Consider the following 16,083-nt stretch of genomic DNA (forward strand, 5'->3'; position numbering starts at 1 on the left):
GGCACGACCGTCCGGCAAGATGCGACTGAGTCGCACATGCGACGTTGTCTCCGGAGGTGCTGTGAGTCTGACCGACACGCTCGTTCTCGACGAGGACGACGACCTCGGCCAGGTCGCGCAACGGCGGCGGACCGCGCTGTGGATCGGCGGGCTGTCCGCCGGGCTGCTGGTCACCGTCGTGCTGGCGGTCGGCATCGGCGCCGTCGGCATCTCCCCCGGCACCGTCGGGCGGATCGTCGGGCACCACACGCTGGGCAGCCCGGACGCCATCACGTGGACGCAGGCCGAGGACTCCATCGTCTGGCAGGTCCGGCTCCCCCGGGTGCTGCTCGGCGTCGTCGTCGGCGCGGCCCTGGCCGTGTGCGGCGTCGCGCTGCAGGCGATGGTGCGCAATCTGCTGGCCGACCCGTACCTGCTCGGCGTCACGTCCGGCGCGTCGACCGGCGCGGCGGCGGCGATCCTGTTCGGCCTCGGCGCCGGGCTCGGCGAGAACGCCCTCTCGGCGAGCGCGTTCGTCGGCGCGCTGGCCGCGTCGGCCGCGGTGTTCGTGGTGGCCCGGGCGGGTGGGCGGATCACGTCGCTGCGGCTGCTGATGGCCGGAGTCGCCGTCGGCTACGCGCTCTACGCCGCGACCAGCTTCCTGATCTTCGCCTCCGACTCCGCCGAGGGCGCCCGCTCGGTGCTGTTCTGGCTGCTCGGCTCGCTCGGGCTGGCCCGCTGGGGCCTGCCGCTCGCGATCGTCGTCGTGGTGGTGACGCTGACGCTGGCCGCGCTGCTGCTGTGGAGCCGGCGGCTGGACGCGCTGGCGATCGGCGACGAGACCGCGCGCACGCTCGGCGTGCCGCCGACGCGGTTCCGGATCCAGCTGCTGATCGTCGTGTCGCTGTGCGTCGGCGCGGTCGTCGCGGCGTCCGGCGGCATCGGCTTCGTCGGCCTGGTCATCCCGCACGTCGCCCGCCGCTTCGTCGGCGCGGCGCACGGCCGGGTGGTGCCGGTCGCGGCGCTGATCGGCGCGATCTTCCTGGTCTGGGCCGACGTCGCCGCCCGGACCGTGCTGGAGCCCCGGGAGCTGCCGATCGGCATCATCACCGCGCTCGTCGGCGCACCGTTCCTGCTCATCCTCGTCCGGCGGTTCCACGCCGCCGGCGCCTGACCTGAGGAGCACCATGCGTTACCTGCCGCCCGTCGCCGTCGCCCTGGTCCTGGTGGCCGCGGCCTGCGGGTCCGACGACACCAGGGAGACCGCCGCAACCAGCGGCGGCTATCCGGTCACCGTCGAGAACTGCGGCGTCGACGTGACGTTCGACGCGCCGCCGGAGCGGGTGGTGCTGCTGGAGAGCGCGCCGGTGACGATCATGCACGAGCTGGGCGTGCTGGACGCTGCCGTGCTGCGGGCCGGAGCGTTCCCGGAGGAGTACTACGACGACGAGACCGACGCGGCGATCGCCGGCATCGAGTCGCTCGGCGAGGACCTCGACACCAGCGGCCATCTGCAGATCTCGCAGGAGGTCATCATCGCCCAGCAGCCCGACCTGGTCATGGGGCTGCCCGACGGCATCACCCGCGAGGGGCTGGACGGCGTCGGCATCGAAGCGCTGGTGCAGCCGGTGATGTGCCCCGAGGGCGTCGACGCGACCACGTTCGACGACGTCTACGAGCAGATCGAGACCTACGGCCGGATCTTCGACCGCGCCGACGAGGCCGGCGCGCTGGTCGCCGACCTGCAGGCGCGGGTCGCCGCCGTCGAGGAGTCCGTCGCTGCCGCCCCCGAGCGCACCGCCGCGGTGCTGTACCCGACCGTCGGCGGCGGCAGCGGCTACGCCTACGGCAACCGCAGCATGGCGCACCCGCAGCTGGAGGCGGCCGGCTTCACGAACGTCTTCGCCGACGTCGACGAGCGGGTCTTCGAGGTGACGCTGGAGCAGATCATCGCCGCCGACCCGGACGTGCTGATCCTGCTCCACGTCGACGGCGACCCCGCCGCCGTCAAGGACGCCGTCGTCGGCCTGCCGGGCGCGGACGACCTGCGCGCGGTCCAGAACGACGACATCCTCGTGCAGCTGTTCAACTTCACCGAGCCGCCCACGCCGCTGTCGATCGACGGGCTGGAGCGGATCGCCGAGCGGTTCGCGCCGTGATCGGCGCCGACGGCGTCTCGTTCGCCTACGGCGACACGCTGGTGCTCGACGGCGCCCGCGTCACCGCCGGTCCCGGCCGCGTCGTCGGGCTGATCGGGCCGAACGGCAGCGGCAAGACCACGCTGCTCCGGACGCTCTACGGCGCGCTGGCGCCGAGGGCCGGACTGGTCACGCTGGACCAGACGCCCGTCGGCGAGCTGAAGCCGCGCGACCTGGCCCGGCGGCTGGCCGTCGTCGTGCAGGAGGGCTCCGGCGAGCTGCCGCTGACGGTGACCGAGACGGTGCTGCTCGGCCGCACGCCGCACCTGTCGACGTTCCAGCGGCACGACCGGTCCGACTACCGGATCGCGGCCGCGGCGCTGGCCCGGGTCGGCGCCCGGCACCTGGCCGGCCGGGTGTTCGCCGGGCTGTCCGGCGGGGAGAAGCAGCGGGTGCTGATCGCCCGCGCGCTGGCCCAGCAGGCCGACCACCTGTTGCTCGACGAGCCCACCAACCACCTGGACATCCGCTACCAGCACGAGGTGCTGCAGCTGGTCAGCCGGCTGGACGTGACCACCGTCGTGGTGCTGCACGACCTCAACCTGGCCGCCCGCTACTGCGACGAGCTGGTGCTGCTCGACGGCGGCCGGGTCGCCGCCGCGGGCACGCCGGACGACGTCCTGCGCGCGGAGGTGCTGGAGCCGGTGTACCGGATCGGCGTCCAGCGCATCGACACCGGCGACGGCGTCCAGCTGCTGTTCCGTCCGCTCGACTCCGTACCCGAAGGAGCGCCCGTATGACCGACGTCGCCACCGCTCAGGACAGCATCAACCGGTACTGGACCGAGCGCGCCGACTCCTACGACGCCCACCACCTGAAGCAGCTCGGCAACGCCGAGATCAAGGCCGGCTGGACCGGCGTGTGGCGGCGCGCGCTGCCCGCCCCGCCGACCCGCGTGCTCGACGTCGGCACCGGCACCGGTCATGTCGCGCTGCTCCTCGCCGAGCTGGGCTACGACGTCGTCGGCACCGACCTCGCCGAGGGCATGCTGGACAAGGCTCGCGCGAAGGCAGCCACGCTGGCGACGCCGCCGAAGCTGCTGATCGGCGACGCCGTCACGCCGGACTTCCCCGATGCGAGCTTCGACGTGCTCACCAGCCGGTACCTGCTGTGGACGCTGCGCACGCCGGAGCTGGCCCTGGCCAACTGGCGGGCGGTGCTGCGGCCTGGCGGTCTGCTGGCGGCGGTCGACAGCACCTGGTTCCCGGCCGGCGTCGGGCCGGACCCGCTGTACGACCGGACGGCGATGTCGCTGCTGCCGCTGGCGGAGGCGGCCAGCATCGACGAGTCGGCGGCGCTGGTCCGCGCGGCCGGCTTCGCCGACGTCGCCGTCACGCCGCTGCCGCAGATCCTCGACCTCGACCGCCGCTTCGGCGTCGCCGACGGGCACGAGGTGCAGCTGCAGTTCCTCATCACCGGGCGGGCCGTCGCATGAGCTGGCTGGAGCGCTGGGACCGCCAGCAGGAGGTCTACATCCGCGACCGGGAGCGGCGCTACGACGCCATGCTGGCGTTCCTGGAGGACCTCGCGCCGAAGGACCCGGTCGTGCTCGACCTCGCCGCCGGCCCCGGGTCGACGGCGGTCCGCGTTCTGGACCGGCTGCCGGGCACCCGCTGCCTCGCCGTCGACGTCGACCCGGTGCTGCAGCGGCTCGGCAAGGACGCGTACGGCGACGCCGGCGGCCGGCTGACCTGGGTCACCGCCGATCTGCGCGACCCGTCGTGGCCGTCGGCGCTGGGCGTGGACGGCGTCGACGCGGTGGTCTCGACGACGGCGCTGCACTGGCTGCGGCCGGAGGAGCTCACGCCCTTGTACCGGACGCTGCGCGAACTGCTGGCCGCGTCGGGCGGGCCGTTCCTCAACGGCGACCACCTGCCGTTCCCGCGCGAGACGCCACGGATCGGGGCCGCCGCCGAGCGCGTCGACCAGGCCCGCCGCGACGCCGCCGTCGAGGCCGGCGCCGAGGACTGGGCCGCCTGGTGGGACGCGCTGCGGGCCGACCCCGCGCTGGCCGCCGAGCACGCCGCCCGCGAGGCGCTCTGGCCCGCCGACGGCCGCGGCTCCGCGGCGGCGTCGCTCGCCTACCACCAGGCGGCGCTCGACGCGGCCGGGTTCGCCGAGTCCGCGATCGTCTGGCAGGACCTGGACGAGCGGGTGCTGCTCGCGCTGCCCTGACTACTCGACCAGCTTGCCCTCGGTGGAGACGTCGCGGATGAGGCCGGCGATCTCGTCCGGCACCGGCGGGATCTCCTCGCGGACCACCCCGGTCGCCGGCGACCACACGAGGTTCACCCGCAGCGCGGGGTCCAGCTCGGGGTGGTCCGCGCGGTTGTGGCAGCCGCGGGTCTCGCGCCGCTCCAGCGCGGCCTCCAGCGTCGCCCGGGCGGCCAGCGCGGACGCCTTCAGGTCGAACGCGTGCGCGAGGTCCTGGAAGCCGGCGATGTCGGGATGGATCCCGACGTCGGCCATGCGGTCCTCGATGCGGCCGAGCTCGGCCAGCCCGGTCTTCAGGCCGGTCTCGTCGCGGACGACGCCGGCGTGCTCGGTCATCGTGTTGCGGATGGAGCGCTGCAGCGCCCGCACGTTCTCGCGCCCGTCCGCCGCCAGCAGGTCGTCGACCTCGGCCCGAGCCTGCGCCACCGCACCGGGCGAGCGGCGCTGGGCGTCCAGGCCGGCCGCGTGCTCGACGGCGGCCCGGCCGACGATGCGGCCGAACACGAGCAGCTCGATCAGCGAGTTGCCGCCGAGCCGGTTGGCGCCGTGCAGCCCGCTGGACGCCTCGCCGATTGCGTAGAGGCCGTCGACATCGGTGCGGTGATCCTCGGGCCGGACCCACACCCCGCCCATCGAGTAGTGCGCGGTCGGCGCCACCTCGATCGGGTCGGTGGTGATGTCGAGCATCTGCACCTCGAGCATCGTCTGGTAGACGCGCGGCAGCCGGGACATGATCGTCTCGCGCGGCAGGTGCGACACGTCCAGCCAGACGCCGCCCTTCTCGGTGCCGCGGCCCTCCTTGATCTCGGTGTACGCGGCCAGCGCGACGCGGTCGCGGGTGGACAGCTCCATGCGCTGCGGGTCGTAACGCTCCATGAACCGCTGGCCGAGCGCGTTGCGCAGGATGCCGCCCTCGCCGCGGGCGGCCTCGGAGATCAGCGTCCCGGCCGCGTTCTCCGGCTCGATGATGCCGGACGGGTGGAACTGGACCAGCTCCGGATCGCGCAGCCGGGCGCCGGCCTCGACGGCGAGCCGGAACGAGTCGCCGGTGTTCTCGTCGCGCCGCGACGAGGTGCGCCGCCAGATGCGGTTGTGGCCGCCGGCGGCCAGGATCACGGCGTCGGCGTGGATGCGGTAGCGGGTGCCGTCGCGCAGGTCGAAGCCGTACGCGCCGAACACCACGTTGTCGCGGACGAGGATGCGGGTGACGTAGACGCTGTCGAGGATCGGGACCGCCAGCTGCTCGGCACGCCGCACCAGCGTGCGCTGGATCTCCAGCCCGGTGTAGTCGCCGGCGAACGCGGTGCGCCGGTACGTGTGGGCGCCGAAGAAGCGCTGGGAGATGCGGCCGTCGGTCTCCCTGGCGAACTCCATGCCGTAGCGCTCGAGGTCGCGGATGCCGCGCTCGGCGCCGCGGGTGACGATCTCGACCGTGTGCGGGTGGGCGAGGAGGTAGCTCTCCTTGATCGTGTCGGCGGCGTGCTGCTGCCAGCTGTCGGCGGCGTCCATGGTGCCCAGCGCCGCGTTGATGCCGCCGGCCGCGAGCGCGGTGTGCGCGTCGTCGCGTGGCCGCTTGCCGACGGCGAGGACGTCGACGCCCTGCTCGGCGACCTCGATGGCGGCCCGCAGGCCGGAGCCTCCGGTCCCGATCACGAGCACGGTGGTGGACAGCTGTCGTTCCGTCATGCTTCTCACGCTAGGCGCGCTGCGTCGATGACGCCAATGCATTGTTCGAGTCGTTTCGATGCGCCTAGGCTATGGAGAATGAACCTCGAGCAGTTGCGCGGCTTCGTCGAGGTGGCGCGGCTCGGCCACTTCACCCGGGCCGCGGAGCACCTGCACCTCGCCCAGCCGTCGCTCAGCCGGCAGATCTCGGCGCTGGAGAGCGACCTGGGCGCCGACCTGTTCCACCGCGCCCGCGGGCACATCGCGCTCACTGCCGCCGGCGAGACGCTGCTGCCGCTGGCCCGGCGCATGCTGGCCGACGCCGAGACCGTCCGGCGCGAGATGGACGAGCTGGCCGGGCTGCGGCGCGGCCGGGTCCGGCTGGGCGCGACGCCGACGCTGTGCGTCAGCCTGGTGGCCGAGGCGGTCAGCGCCTTCCACGAGGCCCACCCGGGCATCGACCTGCACGTCACCGAGGGCGGCTCGCGGGTCCTCATCGACGAGCTGGCCGGCGGCGGGCTCGACCTCGCGCTGATCACCGGGGCCGCCGGCGGGAGTCTCACGCGGACGCCGCTGCTGACCGAGGAGCTGGTCGTCGTCTCCTCCGCGGCGCGCCCGCCGGTCTCGTCCCGGCCGGCGATCGACCTGGAGCGGCTGGCCCGGCTCCCCCAGATCGTGTTCCACGAGAGCTACGACCTGCGCGTCACCACCGAGGCCGCGTTCCGGGCCGCCGGGCTGACCCCGTCGGTCGTGCTGGAAGGCGCCGAGATGGACGCCGTGCTGCGGTTCGTCGAGCGCGGCCTGGGCGTCGCCGTCGTGCCCGCGATGGTGCTGCTGGACCGGCCCGGGCTGCGTTCGGTGCGGCTCACCAAGCCTCGGCTGACCCGCACCGTCAGCCTCGCGCACCGCTCCGACGTCACGCCGACGCGGGCGGCCGCGGCCATGCAGCGGGTGATCGCCGCGACGGCCGACGCGCTCGCGGCCGGCAGTGCGCTGGTCAGCCCGGCGCCGGCTCCCGGTCGGACCCGCCGGTCCACACCCAGCGGGTGAACGTCGGCCCGGTCAGCGCCTCCCACCAGGCCAGCGCGCGCTCGGGGCGCAGCTCGAAGAGCCGGTTCGGGCGTCGCCGACGGATGCCCTGGGATCCGGCGGATGCGGCCCGGCAGGGAGCCGCATCCGCCGGAAATTCGGGCATCCGCCCGCGACGCGCGCCACGGTGTCCGCAGCCGGCCCCGCACCGGCCGGAGAGGCGGGCGTCAGCCGGCGACGCCGTCGGCGAAGGCGAGCAGGTCGGCGGCGAGCAGCTCCGGCGCCTCGAGGGCGGCGAAGTGGCCGCCGCGCGGCTGGTCGGTCCAGCGCTCCAGCCGGTACATCCGCTCCAGCCAGGACCGCGGCGGGTCCTCGCGGAAGCCGCGCTCGTGGCCGAACCGGGCCACCGCCGTCGGCACCTCGACCCGAGCGCCGGGCGGCAGCGCCGTCGTGCCGGCGGCGCGGTTGTCGGCGTAGTCGAGCATCGACGTCTCGATGGTGCCGGTCGCCCACCACCAGGTCAGCAGCTCCGGCAGCGCGTCGCGCCCGGTCCGCGCGGCCACCGTCGGGCCGAGCGCCGGATCGGTCCAGGTGCTCCACTTGTCCAGCACCCACGCGGCCAGCCCGGCCGGCGAGTCGAGCAGCGCCGGGACCAGCGCGCCGGGCCGGGTCGCCTGGATCTCCTTGTAGCCGCGCTCGCCCTGCCACCACGCGTCGCGCCGGTCCAGATAGTCGCGCTCCGCGGCGGCCGGCTCCTCGCCGGGTGCCAGAGTCGGGGCGAGGTCGAGATTGGACAGGTGCAGTCCGGCGACGAGGTCAGGCCGGTCCAGCGCCAGCCAGCTCGCCGTGTCGGAGCCGAAGTCGGTCCCGTGCGCGACGAACCGGCGGTGCCCGAGCGCGGCCATCACCTCGGCCAGCAGCCCCGCCGTGTCGCGCGTCGTCCATCGTCCGGCCGGCCGCTCGGACCAGCCGTAGCCGGGCAGCGACGCGACGACGACGGTGCGCGGCGCCAGCAGCGGGACCAGCCGCTCGAACTCCAGGAAGCTGCTCGGCCAGCCGTGCAGCAGGAGCAGGGGCGGCCGCTCGTCGCCGTCGTGCACCGCGACGTGGACGCCGCGGACCCGCAGGTGCCGGGCCCGGTTGATCCGCCGTTCCGCGGCCGGCCAGTCGAACCCGTCCGCCCACCAGCCGCACAGGTCGCGCAGCTCGGCGGTCCGCGGCCCCAGTTCGTCGCCGTCCGACGTCCGGGCCGGCCAGCGGGTGGCGCGCAGCCGGTCGCCGAGCTCGTCGAGCACGTCCCGTCCGACCGCGATCGGCACCGGTTCCAGGTCCATCGGCCCAGACTACGTGTATCTGTCTACATGTATATATGTCTTTGTGTATGTTCGACGCATGGACGAGCTGCGGCACCGGCTGAGCGTGATCGCGGAGCCGAACCGGTTCCGCATCGTCGAGCTGCTGCGGTCCGGCCCCCGCAGCGTCGGCGTCATCGTCGACGCGCTGGAGCTGGCGCAGCCGCACGTGTCGCGGCACCTGCGGCTGCTGGCCGAAGCCGGCGTCGTCGACGCGACCCGCCAGGCGCAGCAGCGCATCTACCGGCTGCGGGCGGAGTCGATGCGCGACATCGGCGCCTGGGCGCAGAGCTTCGCCGTCCTGTGGACCGAGCGGCTCGACCGCCTCGGCGACCTTCTCGACGACACCGACCCGAACGGAGACCGCACGTGAGCGCCGACGGCATCGTCATCGACGAGCGCCAGCGCTGACCCGCTGAGCACGTGCGACGGCGGCAGCCCCCTCACGCGGGGCTGCCGCCGTCGTCTCGTGGTGGCTCAGTCGGTGCCGAACTCCATCGCCGCGCGGTCCAGCATGGCGTCGGAGTCGACCTCGCCGCGCGATGCGATGGCCTCCGCGCCGCCCTTCGGCAGCTCCCCGACCAGGTGCGTCGCGCCGATCAGCTCGGCGTGCGCGCCGCCGACCAGGCCGAGGCCGGCGTACTGCTCCAGCTTGGCCCGCGAGTCGGCGATGTCGAGGTTGCGCATGGTCAGCTGGCCGATGCGGTCGACCGGGCCGAACGCGGAGTCCTCGGTGCGCTCCATCGACAGCTTGTCCGGGTGGTAGCTCAGCGCCGGGCCGGTGGTGTCGATGATCGAGTAGTCCTCGCCGCGCCGCAGCCGCAGCGTCACCTCGCCCGTCACGGCCGAGCCGACCCAGCGCTGCAGCGACTCGCGCAGCATCAGCGCCTGCGGGTCCAGCCAGCGGCCCTCGTACATGAGCCGGCCGAGCCGCCGGCCCTCGTTGTGGTAGTTGGCGACGGTGTCCTCGTTGTGGATCGCGTTGACGAGCCGCTCGTAGGCCGCGTGCAGCAGCGCCATGCCAGGCGCCTCGTAGATGCCGCGGCTCTTCGCCTCGATGATCCGGTTCTCGATCTGGTCGGACATGCCCAGCCCGTGCCGTCCGCCGATCGCGTTGGCCTCGAGCACCAGCTCGACGGCGTTGCTGTGGCGGTGGCCGTTGATGGTCGTCGGGCGCCCCTGCTCGAAGCCGATGGCGACGTCCTCGGTGGCGATCTCGACCTCGGGGTCCCAGAACCGCACCCCCATGATCGGGTCGACGGTCTCGATGCCGGCGTCGAGGTGCTCCAGCGTCTTCGCCTCGTGCGTCGCGCCCCAGATGTTCGCGTCGGTCGAGTACGCCTTCTCGGTGCTGTCGCGGTACGGGAGGTCGTGGGCGCGCAGCCACTCGCTCATCTCCCGCCGTCCGCCCAGCTCCCCCACGAACTGCGCGTCGAGCCACGGCTTGTAGATGCGCAGGTTCGGGTTCGCGAGCAGGCCGTAGCGGTAGAACCGCTCGATGTCGTTCCCCTTGAACGTCGACCCGTCGCCCCAGATCTGGACGTCGTCCTCGAGCATGGCGCGCACCAGCAGCGTGCCGGTGACGGCCCGTCCCAGCGGGGTCGTGTTGTAGTACGCGCGGCCGCCGGAGCGGATGTGGAAGGCGCCGCAGGTCAGCGCCGCCAGGCCCTCCTCGACCAGCGCGGCGCGGCAGTCGACCAGCCGGGCGATCTCCGCGCCGTACAGCTTGGCCCGCCCCGGCACCGCGTCGATGTCCTCCTCGTCGTACTGCCCGAGGTCGGCGGTGTACGTGCACGGCACCGCCCCTTTGTCGCGCATCCACGCCACCGCTACGGACGTGTCGAGACCGCCGGAGAACGCAATGCCGACCCGCTCGCCGGCGGGCAGGGAGGTGAGCACCTTGGACACGAGCAAAAGTATGCAGTGTTCCGCATGACTATGCAAGCGGTCGTCCAGGTGATCTGCCGCACGCGGCTTGTCAGTCGTCGTCGGGAGCGGGGTCAGGCAGGGCCGGGTGGTCGGTCGGATAAAGGCCGGCCACGAAGCCGAAGACGGTGTCGCCGGAGCGCGGGATCGTGCTGAACTCGCGGACCAGCTCAAGCACCTTCTCCCAGAACTCCATCCCCCGCTCTCGCGGGATCCGAGCGTGCCGATGGATGCTCATCAGCACGTCCGCCTCGTACGCGGCCCGCGCCTCGGCCGCCGCGACGGAGAGGTCGTTCTCCCAGATCACCGGATGGTCGATCTTGCCGATCCGGAACAGCCGCGCCGTCCGCCCGTAGTAACGCTCGTCAATGGCGCGCACCCGCCGGGTCCGCACCACCCGCAGCATGCCGGCGTCGACGAGCACACCGACGTGGTGGGCGACGGTGGACTTGGGGCGCCCGACGGCGGCGGCGAGCTCGGTGACCGTCGCCGCCCGCTCGAGGACGAGCTCGAGGATCGTCGATCGCAGCGGATCGGACATCGCGCGCAACTGCGCCGGCGCCGTCACGACGGCCTGGTCGTCCAGGTCGTAGTCGGGCATCGCGCGATCGATCGACATTTCCGGTCCGTTCCACTAGGTTGGATTGATCGGCAGATCTGGATCATACCCGAGAGGCGAACCATGCACATCGTTCTCATCCCCGGCCTCTGGCTCGACGGCTCGTCGTGGGACCGGGTGACCCCCGTCCTCGAACGGGCCGGCCACACGACGCACGCGCTCACGCTGCCCGGCATGGAGTCGCGCGACGCCGACCGCTCGCAGGTCACGCTGCAGGACCACGTCGACGCGGTCGTGGCAGCGATCGACGCTGTCCCGGCGGACGCGGGAAAGGTGCTGGTCGTCGGCCACTCGATGGGCGCGGCGCTGGCGTACGCGGCCGCCGACGCACGGCCGGACCGAGTCGCGCGCACCGTCTACATCGGCGGATTCCCGGCCCGCGACGGCGAGCCGCTCGGCGACTTCCCGGCCGAGAACGGCGAGATCCCGCTGCCCAGCTGGGAGGACATCGGCGAGGACGACCTGAAGGACCTCGACGACGCGGCCCGGGCCGACTTCCGCGCCCGCGCGATCCCGTCGCCGCAGCGGTTCACCACCGACCCGGTCCGGCTCACCGACCAGCGCCGCTACGACGTCCCGGTCACCGTCGTCTGCCCCGAGTTCACCGCCGCCCAGCTGCGCGCCTGGATCGACGCCGGCGAGCCGTCGGTCCAGGAGTTCACCAGGCTGCGCGACGTCGAGTACGTCGACCTGCCGACCGGGCACTGGCCGCAGTTCAGCCGTCCCGACGAGCTCGCCCGGGCCATCGACGCGGCGGCGGCGAAGTGACCGACGTCGACGAGCACGGCCGGCCGGAGCCGCCGGTCGACGGCGACGAGCTGGCGACGCTGACCGGCTTCCTCGACTACCAGCGCGCCACGCTGGGCTGGAAGTGCCGCGGCGTCGACGCCGCCGGCCTGAACGCCACCGTCGGCGCGTCGACGATGACGCTCGGCGGACTGCTCAAGCATCTCGCCCTCGTCGAGGACGACTGGTTCACGTTCTGGCTGTTCGGCCGCGACCGCAGCGCGCCGTGGAACACCGTCGACTGGGCCGCCGACCACGACTGGGACTGGCACTCCGCCGCCGGCGACACCCCGGACCAGCTGTTCGCGCTGTGGGAGGAGTCCGTCCGGCGGTCGCGGGCGAGCCTGGCCGAGGCGATGGCCGACGGCGGGCTGAGCCGGCCCGCCGACCGCACCTGGCGCGACGGCCGCGCGCCCAGCCTGCGCTGGATCCTCACCCACATGATCGAGGAGTACGCGCGGCACAACGGCCACGCCGACCTCCTGCGCGAGTCCATCGACGGCAGCACCGGGGAGTGACCATGTCCGAGCCCATCACCATGCGCGCCTTCCACGCCGACGAGCGCACCCGCGACTGGCGGGTCGTCGGCGACGGCGCCACCGCCGTGTTCCGCACCGGCACGTTCACCGCCGGCGCGACGCTCGTCCAGGTGATCGCCGCGGCCGCCGGCGACGCCGGGCCGCACCAGCCCGACGTCGACCTGCGGCACGACACCGTCACCGTCCGGCTTCTGACCGCCGGCCCGGACTACATGGGGATGACGACGGGCGACGTCGAGCTGGCGGTGCGGATCTCGGAGCTGGCCCGCTCCCTGGGTCACAGCGCCGACCCGTCGCCGATCCAGACCGTCCAGATCACCATGGACGCGCTGGTCAGCGCCGACGTCATGCCGTTCTGGGCGGCCGTGCTCGGCTACGAGCGGCGCCCCGACAGCCCGGACGAGGACCTCATCGACCCGCGCTGGCGGGGCCCGTCGATCTGGTTCCAGGACATGGACGCGCCCCGCCCGCAACGCAACCGCTTCCACATCGACGTCTGGGTGCCGCCGGAGCTGGCCGAGCAGCGGGTCGCGGCGGCGCTGGCCGCCGGCGGCACCCTGGTCCGCGACGCGTCGCCGACCTGGTGGACGCTGGCCGACGCGGAGGGCAACGAGGTCGACGTCACCTGCGCGACCGGCCGGGACTGACGGCGTTCAGCGCTGCAGATCCGCCGTCTCGTCCACGTCGTCGACGTCGTACACGGGGCCGGCGTCGCGGCTGGCCTGCGCCCGCAGCTGCGCCGTCCGCGGCTCGGCGAACTCGACGGTGACGCCGGGCCGGCCGGCCTCGACGAGGAACTCCGCCGCCGTCCGCACCGTCGCGCCGTCGGGCTGCCAGACCGTGTCGAGCAGCCGCAGCGAGCTGAGCATCCGCTCCGGCGTCACGTCGCAGACGACGTAGCCGCGCTGGTTGTCGAAGTACTTCCAGTGCGGGCTCTCCGCCGCGATCGGCTGGTAGGTGTTCTGGAACGCGACGGGGTCGGAGTTGCCGCCGGACGAGATCGACGTTCCGGTGATCTCCGCGCCGACCACCGGCGACGACGGGTCGTCGAAGTCGGGGTGCAGGTCGGCCACCCAGGTGCAGTGCCGGTCCCCCGTCAGCACGACCGGGTTGTTCACCGCGTCGCTGCCGAACACCTCCAGCAGCCGGCGGCGCTGCACCCGGTAGCCGTCCCAGTTGTCGAGGTCGAACGTGTCGACCTCGCCGGCGGTGCGGTCGTTCTGCGCCCACATCACCTGGTTGGCCAGCAGGTTCCAGCGAGTGCCGCCGTCGGTGAGACCGTCGACCAGCCAGCGCTCCTGCTCCTCGCCGGTCATCGTCAGCGGCTGCGTCTCGGCCTGCTCCAGCGTCGCCGGCTGGTCCGAGCGGTACTGCCGGGTGTCGACGACGTGCAGGTCGACGAGGTCGCCGAACCGCAGCCGCCGGTACAGCTGCAGGTCCAGGCCGCGCGGGCGGGACCCGCTGCGCAGCGGCATGTGCTCGTAGTAGGCCTGGAACGCGGCCTGCCGGCGGGCCCGGAACGCCTCCGGGGTCTGCTGGGCCGGGTCCTGCGGGATCTCGTCGGCCCAGTTGTTGTCGACCTCGTGGTCGTCCCAGGTGACGATCCACGGGAAGCTCGCGTGCGCGGCCTGCAGGTTCGGGTCGGACCGGTACTGGGCGTGGCGGTTGCGGTACTGGACGAGCGACAGCGGCTCGCCGGTGCCCTCGTGGGTGCGGACGGTGGTGGTGCGCGGCACCGACTCGTAGATGTAGTCGCCGAGGAACGCGACGAAGTCCAGGTCCTCACCGGCCAAGTGGTGATAGGCGGTGAAGTAGCCGTCCTGCCAGTTCTGGCAGCTGGCGAACGCGAACCGGACGGCGGCGACGGAGCCCGCCGGCGCCGTCTTGGTGCGGCCGACCGGCGAGATGCGGCCGCCGGCGCGGAAGCGGTAGGCGTACTCGGCGCCCGCCCGCAAGCCGTCGACCTCGACGTGGACGCTGTGACCCTGCTGCGGCAGCGCGACGGCCCGGCCGCGGCGGACGACGCGGGCGAACGTGTCGTCGTCGGCGACCTCCCACTCGACGGGGAACGGCCGGTCCGGCATGCCGCCGCCGTTGAGCGGGTCCGGCGCGAGCCGCGTCCACAGCACGACGCCGTTCGGGAGCGGGTCGCCCGAGGCGACGCCGAGCGAGAAGACACCGTCCGGCAGCGCGCCGCCGGTGCCGGGCGGGGCCGCGTACGCGCCGTCGACGCGCAGGATCCCGGGGACGGAGGCCGCGGCGGCGGTGGCGCCGAGGCCGGTGAGCAGGAGACGACGGGACAGGGGACGCTGAGGGGAGACATCCATGGGATCACGCTTCCCACGGGGGGTTAACGGTCGGTATGACGGGAAGTGACCGTCCGCTGAACGTCGGCCCGATCAGCTGGGCGTCGCGTCGAGTCCGTCCAGCAGCGGCCCGGCCAGCTCACCCGCTATGGCCTCGGGCCGCTCCCGCAGCTCGCGGCCGGTCGGCAGGATGAGCCACAGTCCGCGCAGGAACATCATCACCCGCCACGGCGCGGTGGCATCCGGTTCGCGCGTTCCGGCGAGGGCCAGCACGGCCCGGGTCAGGCCGTGCACGAGGGCCGGCTCCGGCACACGGCCGCAGATCAACGTGACCAGGCCGTTCTTCGCCAATGTGATGATCAGCAGGTCGTTCTCGTCGATCCGGCCGGCGTCGATGCCGTGGGTGAGCCGCACCGTGCCCCTGCGGGCCGACGAGCGGAGAGGCCCGAAACCGGGCCAGTTGACCGTCACGCCGTACGTCACGAGAAGCCGCCCGACCTGTTCCGCGAGCTCGGTGTGGCGCGGCAGCCGTGGTCGTCGGCGCCACCGAACCGGACGAGCGACCAGGTACAAGTGGGCGTTGTTGCGACGGGTGTCGACCGGCACCGGATCGGTGGCCAGCAGCGCGACAAGGTGGCCGGCTGTTCGGTCCTCGTCAGGGTCGTCGCCGTCGGCCCCTCGCCGCTCATCCGCGTCGCGGTCGTCCGCTCGGCGACGACGCACGGCCCGAAGGACGAACAGGGCCACCACGACCGGAGCCGCGAAGACGACGGGCGCGGGCCGCGGATAGGCACGGACGGCGACGAACGCGACGACGCCGAGCAGTACCACGGCCAGGCCCACGTCGACCCGTATCACGGGTACGCGCGCAGCCGCCGTCCACGACTGCAACTCGAGGGCCGTTCGCACCGCGATGCCGGCGAGAAAGAGGCTGAAGCCGGCGGCGATCAGGGCGAACGCGGCGTTCACGGGCACGGCGTACCGCGGGTGTGCCTCGGTCTCGAGGACGTCGCCGGACGGCAACCGCAGCCAAAGCACGTCCGCGCCGCCCGAGACCACCGTGACCTGCCGGCCGGCAGTCAGCTCGTCATCGTGGGCCTGCGATCGCAGCGTCACCTCCAGGCGCGTGCCACTCGCACGGCTCGGATTGGAGGGCTCGACGACCAGCTCCCACGTTCTCAGCCCGACCGCCCAGTAGCCGGCATCGGTGCGGGGGTCGACGACCTGCACCGTGTGCTCGGTCAAGCAGCCGTCGCCGTCGCACAGCCGCGAGTTGGCGTCGACGGCCTTCGCAACGAAGAGCGCGCAGACGAGCAGTGCGAACAGGGCGCCGACCAGCGCCGCAACGGGCCGGCCCAGATTCCACATGCGTGCCCCCCAGCTCGTCGCTCTGGCGCAGAGTACCGCCCGGACCCTGAGGTCAGGGATCTCGTACCCGGGGACAGCGGTCCGGCACCTCAGGTGGAGGTC

16 protein-coding genes are annotated in these 16,083 nt (G+C 73.3%); 10 read left to right on the forward strand and 6 right to left on the reverse strand.

What is annotated here, in order from left to right:
• The first annotated feature begins 67 nt into the window (after window positions 1–67).
• From C1I92_RS03200 to C1I92_RS03220, 5 genes are read left to right on the forward strand one after another with little or no spacing between them, the layout of a single operon-like run.
• Window positions 68–1,153 (forward strand): FecCD family ABC transporter permease, encoded by a 1,086-nt coding sequence (locus C1I92_RS03200; protein ID WP_438940517.1) that lies wholly within the window; start codon window positions 68–70, stop codon window positions 1,151–1,153.
• Window positions 1,154–1,166: 13 nt separating this feature from the next.
• Window positions 1,167–2,138 (forward strand): ABC transporter substrate-binding protein, encoded by a 972-nt coding sequence (locus C1I92_RS03205; RefSeq protein WP_111253224.1) that lies wholly within the window; start codon window positions 1,167–1,169, stop codon window positions 2,136–2,138.
• Window positions 2,135–2,917 carry an ABC transporter ATP-binding protein gene (locus C1I92_RS03210; protein WP_111253225.1) on the forward strand — a complete coding sequence of 261 codons (783 nt, stop codon included), beginning with the start codon at window positions 2,135–2,137 and terminating at the stop codon, window positions 2,915–2,917. Before C1I92_RS03205 ends, C1I92_RS03210 begins: the two co-directional genes overlap by 4 nt.
• The gene (locus tag C1I92_RS03215; RefSeq protein WP_111253226.1) at window positions 2,914–3,612 is read left to right on the forward strand and encodes a class I SAM-dependent methyltransferase; all 699 of its coding nucleotides are present in this window, start codon (window positions 2,914–2,916) and stop codon (window positions 3,610–3,612) included. The genes C1I92_RS03210 and C1I92_RS03215 overlap by 4 nt, the downstream gene beginning before the upstream one ends.
• Entirely contained in the window at window positions 3,609–4,352 is a 744-nt protein-coding gene (locus C1I92_RS03220) for a class I SAM-dependent methyltransferase (RefSeq protein ID WP_111253227.1), read from the forward strand. Before C1I92_RS03215 ends, C1I92_RS03220 begins: the two co-directional genes overlap by 4 nt.
• On the opposite strand, the gene C1I92_RS03225 is transcribed toward C1I92_RS03220, so the two are convergent.
• Window positions 4,353–6,077, reverse strand: a complete 1,725-nt coding sequence (locus tag C1I92_RS03225) for an L-aspartate oxidase (RefSeq protein WP_111253228.1) — start codon at window positions 6,075–6,077, stop codon at window positions 4,353–4,355. It lies immediately after the preceding gene.
• Between the two features lie 78 nt (window positions 6,078–6,155).
• Here C1I92_RS03225 and C1I92_RS03230 point away from each other — a divergent pair, with 78 nt between their 5' ends.
• Complete coding sequence (locus C1I92_RS03230) at window positions 6,156–7,106, forward strand: LysR family transcriptional regulator (protein ID WP_111253229.1); 951 nt, start codon at window positions 6,156–6,158, stop codon at window positions 7,104–7,106.
• 206 nt (window positions 7,107–7,312) lie between these two features.
• On the opposite strand, the gene C1I92_RS03235 is transcribed toward C1I92_RS03230, so the two are convergent.
• Window positions 7,313–8,419 carry an epoxide hydrolase family protein gene (locus C1I92_RS03235; RefSeq protein ID WP_111253230.1) on the reverse strand — a complete coding sequence of 369 codons (1,107 nt, stop codon included), beginning with the start codon at window positions 8,417–8,419 and terminating at the stop codon, window positions 7,313–7,315.
• Window positions 8,420–8,477: 58 nt separating this feature from the next.
• On the opposite strand from C1I92_RS03235, the gene C1I92_RS03240 reads away from it, so the two are divergent.
• Window positions 8,478–8,810: an ArsR/SmtB family transcription factor gene (locus C1I92_RS03240; RefSeq protein ID WP_111253231.1), complete on the forward strand. Its 333-nt coding sequence runs from the start codon at window positions 8,478–8,480 to the stop codon at window positions 8,808–8,810.
• Between the two features lie 104 nt (window positions 8,811–8,914).
• Here the strand turns inward: C1I92_RS03240 and argG are convergent, their stop codons facing one another.
• Both argG and C1I92_RS03250 read right to left on the reverse strand, forming a co-directional pair.
• Window positions 8,915–10,345 (reverse strand): argininosuccinate synthase, encoded by a 1,431-nt coding sequence (gene argG, locus C1I92_RS03245; protein WP_111253285.1) that lies wholly within the window; start codon window positions 10,343–10,345, stop codon window positions 8,915–8,917.
• Window positions 10,346–10,415: 70 nt separating this feature from the next.
• A complete protein-coding gene (locus C1I92_RS03250) occupies window positions 10,416–10,982 on the reverse strand; it encodes an ArsR/SmtB family transcription factor (protein WP_111253232.1) in 567 nt (188 codons plus the stop codon).
• A gap of 63 nt (window positions 10,983–11,045) precedes the next feature.
• Between C1I92_RS03250 and C1I92_RS03255 the strand changes: the two genes are divergently transcribed.
• The 3 genes from C1I92_RS03255 to C1I92_RS03265 are packed head-to-tail and all read left to right on the forward strand — an operon-like array spanning window position 11,046 to window position 12,954.
• Complete coding sequence (locus C1I92_RS03255; protein ID WP_111253233.1) at window positions 11,046–11,750, forward strand: alpha/beta fold hydrolase; 705 nt, start codon at window positions 11,046–11,048, stop codon at window positions 11,748–11,750.
• The gene (locus C1I92_RS03260; protein ID WP_111253234.1) at window positions 11,747–12,286 is read left to right on the forward strand and encodes a DinB family protein; all 540 of its coding nucleotides are present in this window, start codon (window positions 11,747–11,749) and stop codon (window positions 12,284–12,286) included. The genes C1I92_RS03255 and C1I92_RS03260 overlap by 4 nt, the downstream gene beginning before the upstream one ends.
• Before the next feature lie 2 nt (window positions 12,287–12,288).
• Window positions 12,289–12,954 carry a 4a-hydroxytetrahydrobiopterin dehydratase gene (locus tag C1I92_RS03265; RefSeq protein WP_111253235.1) on the forward strand — a complete coding sequence of 222 codons (666 nt, stop codon included), beginning with the start codon at window positions 12,289–12,291 and terminating at the stop codon, window positions 12,952–12,954.
• Between the two features lie 6 nt (window positions 12,955–12,960).
• Here the strand turns inward: C1I92_RS03265 and C1I92_RS03270 are convergent, their stop codons facing one another.
• Together C1I92_RS03270 and C1I92_RS03275 are read right to left on the reverse strand one after the other, a co-directional pair.
• Window positions 12,961–14,634: an alkaline phosphatase D family protein gene (locus C1I92_RS03270; protein ID WP_111253236.1), complete on the reverse strand. Its 1,674-nt coding sequence runs from the start codon at window positions 14,632–14,634 to the stop codon at window positions 12,961–12,963.
• Window positions 14,635–14,706: 72 nt separating this feature from the next.
• Window positions 14,707–15,981: a hypothetical protein gene (locus C1I92_RS03275; RefSeq protein ID WP_111253237.1), complete on the reverse strand. Its 1,275-nt coding sequence runs from the start codon at window positions 15,979–15,981 to the stop codon at window positions 14,707–14,709.
• Window positions 15,982–16,083 lie beyond the last annotated feature (102 nt).

Origin of the sequence: Jiangella anatolica (assembly GCF_003236295.1) — a bacterium.
Lineage (GTDB): Bacteria > Actinomycetota > Actinomycetes > Jiangellales > Jiangellaceae > Jiangella > Jiangella anatolica.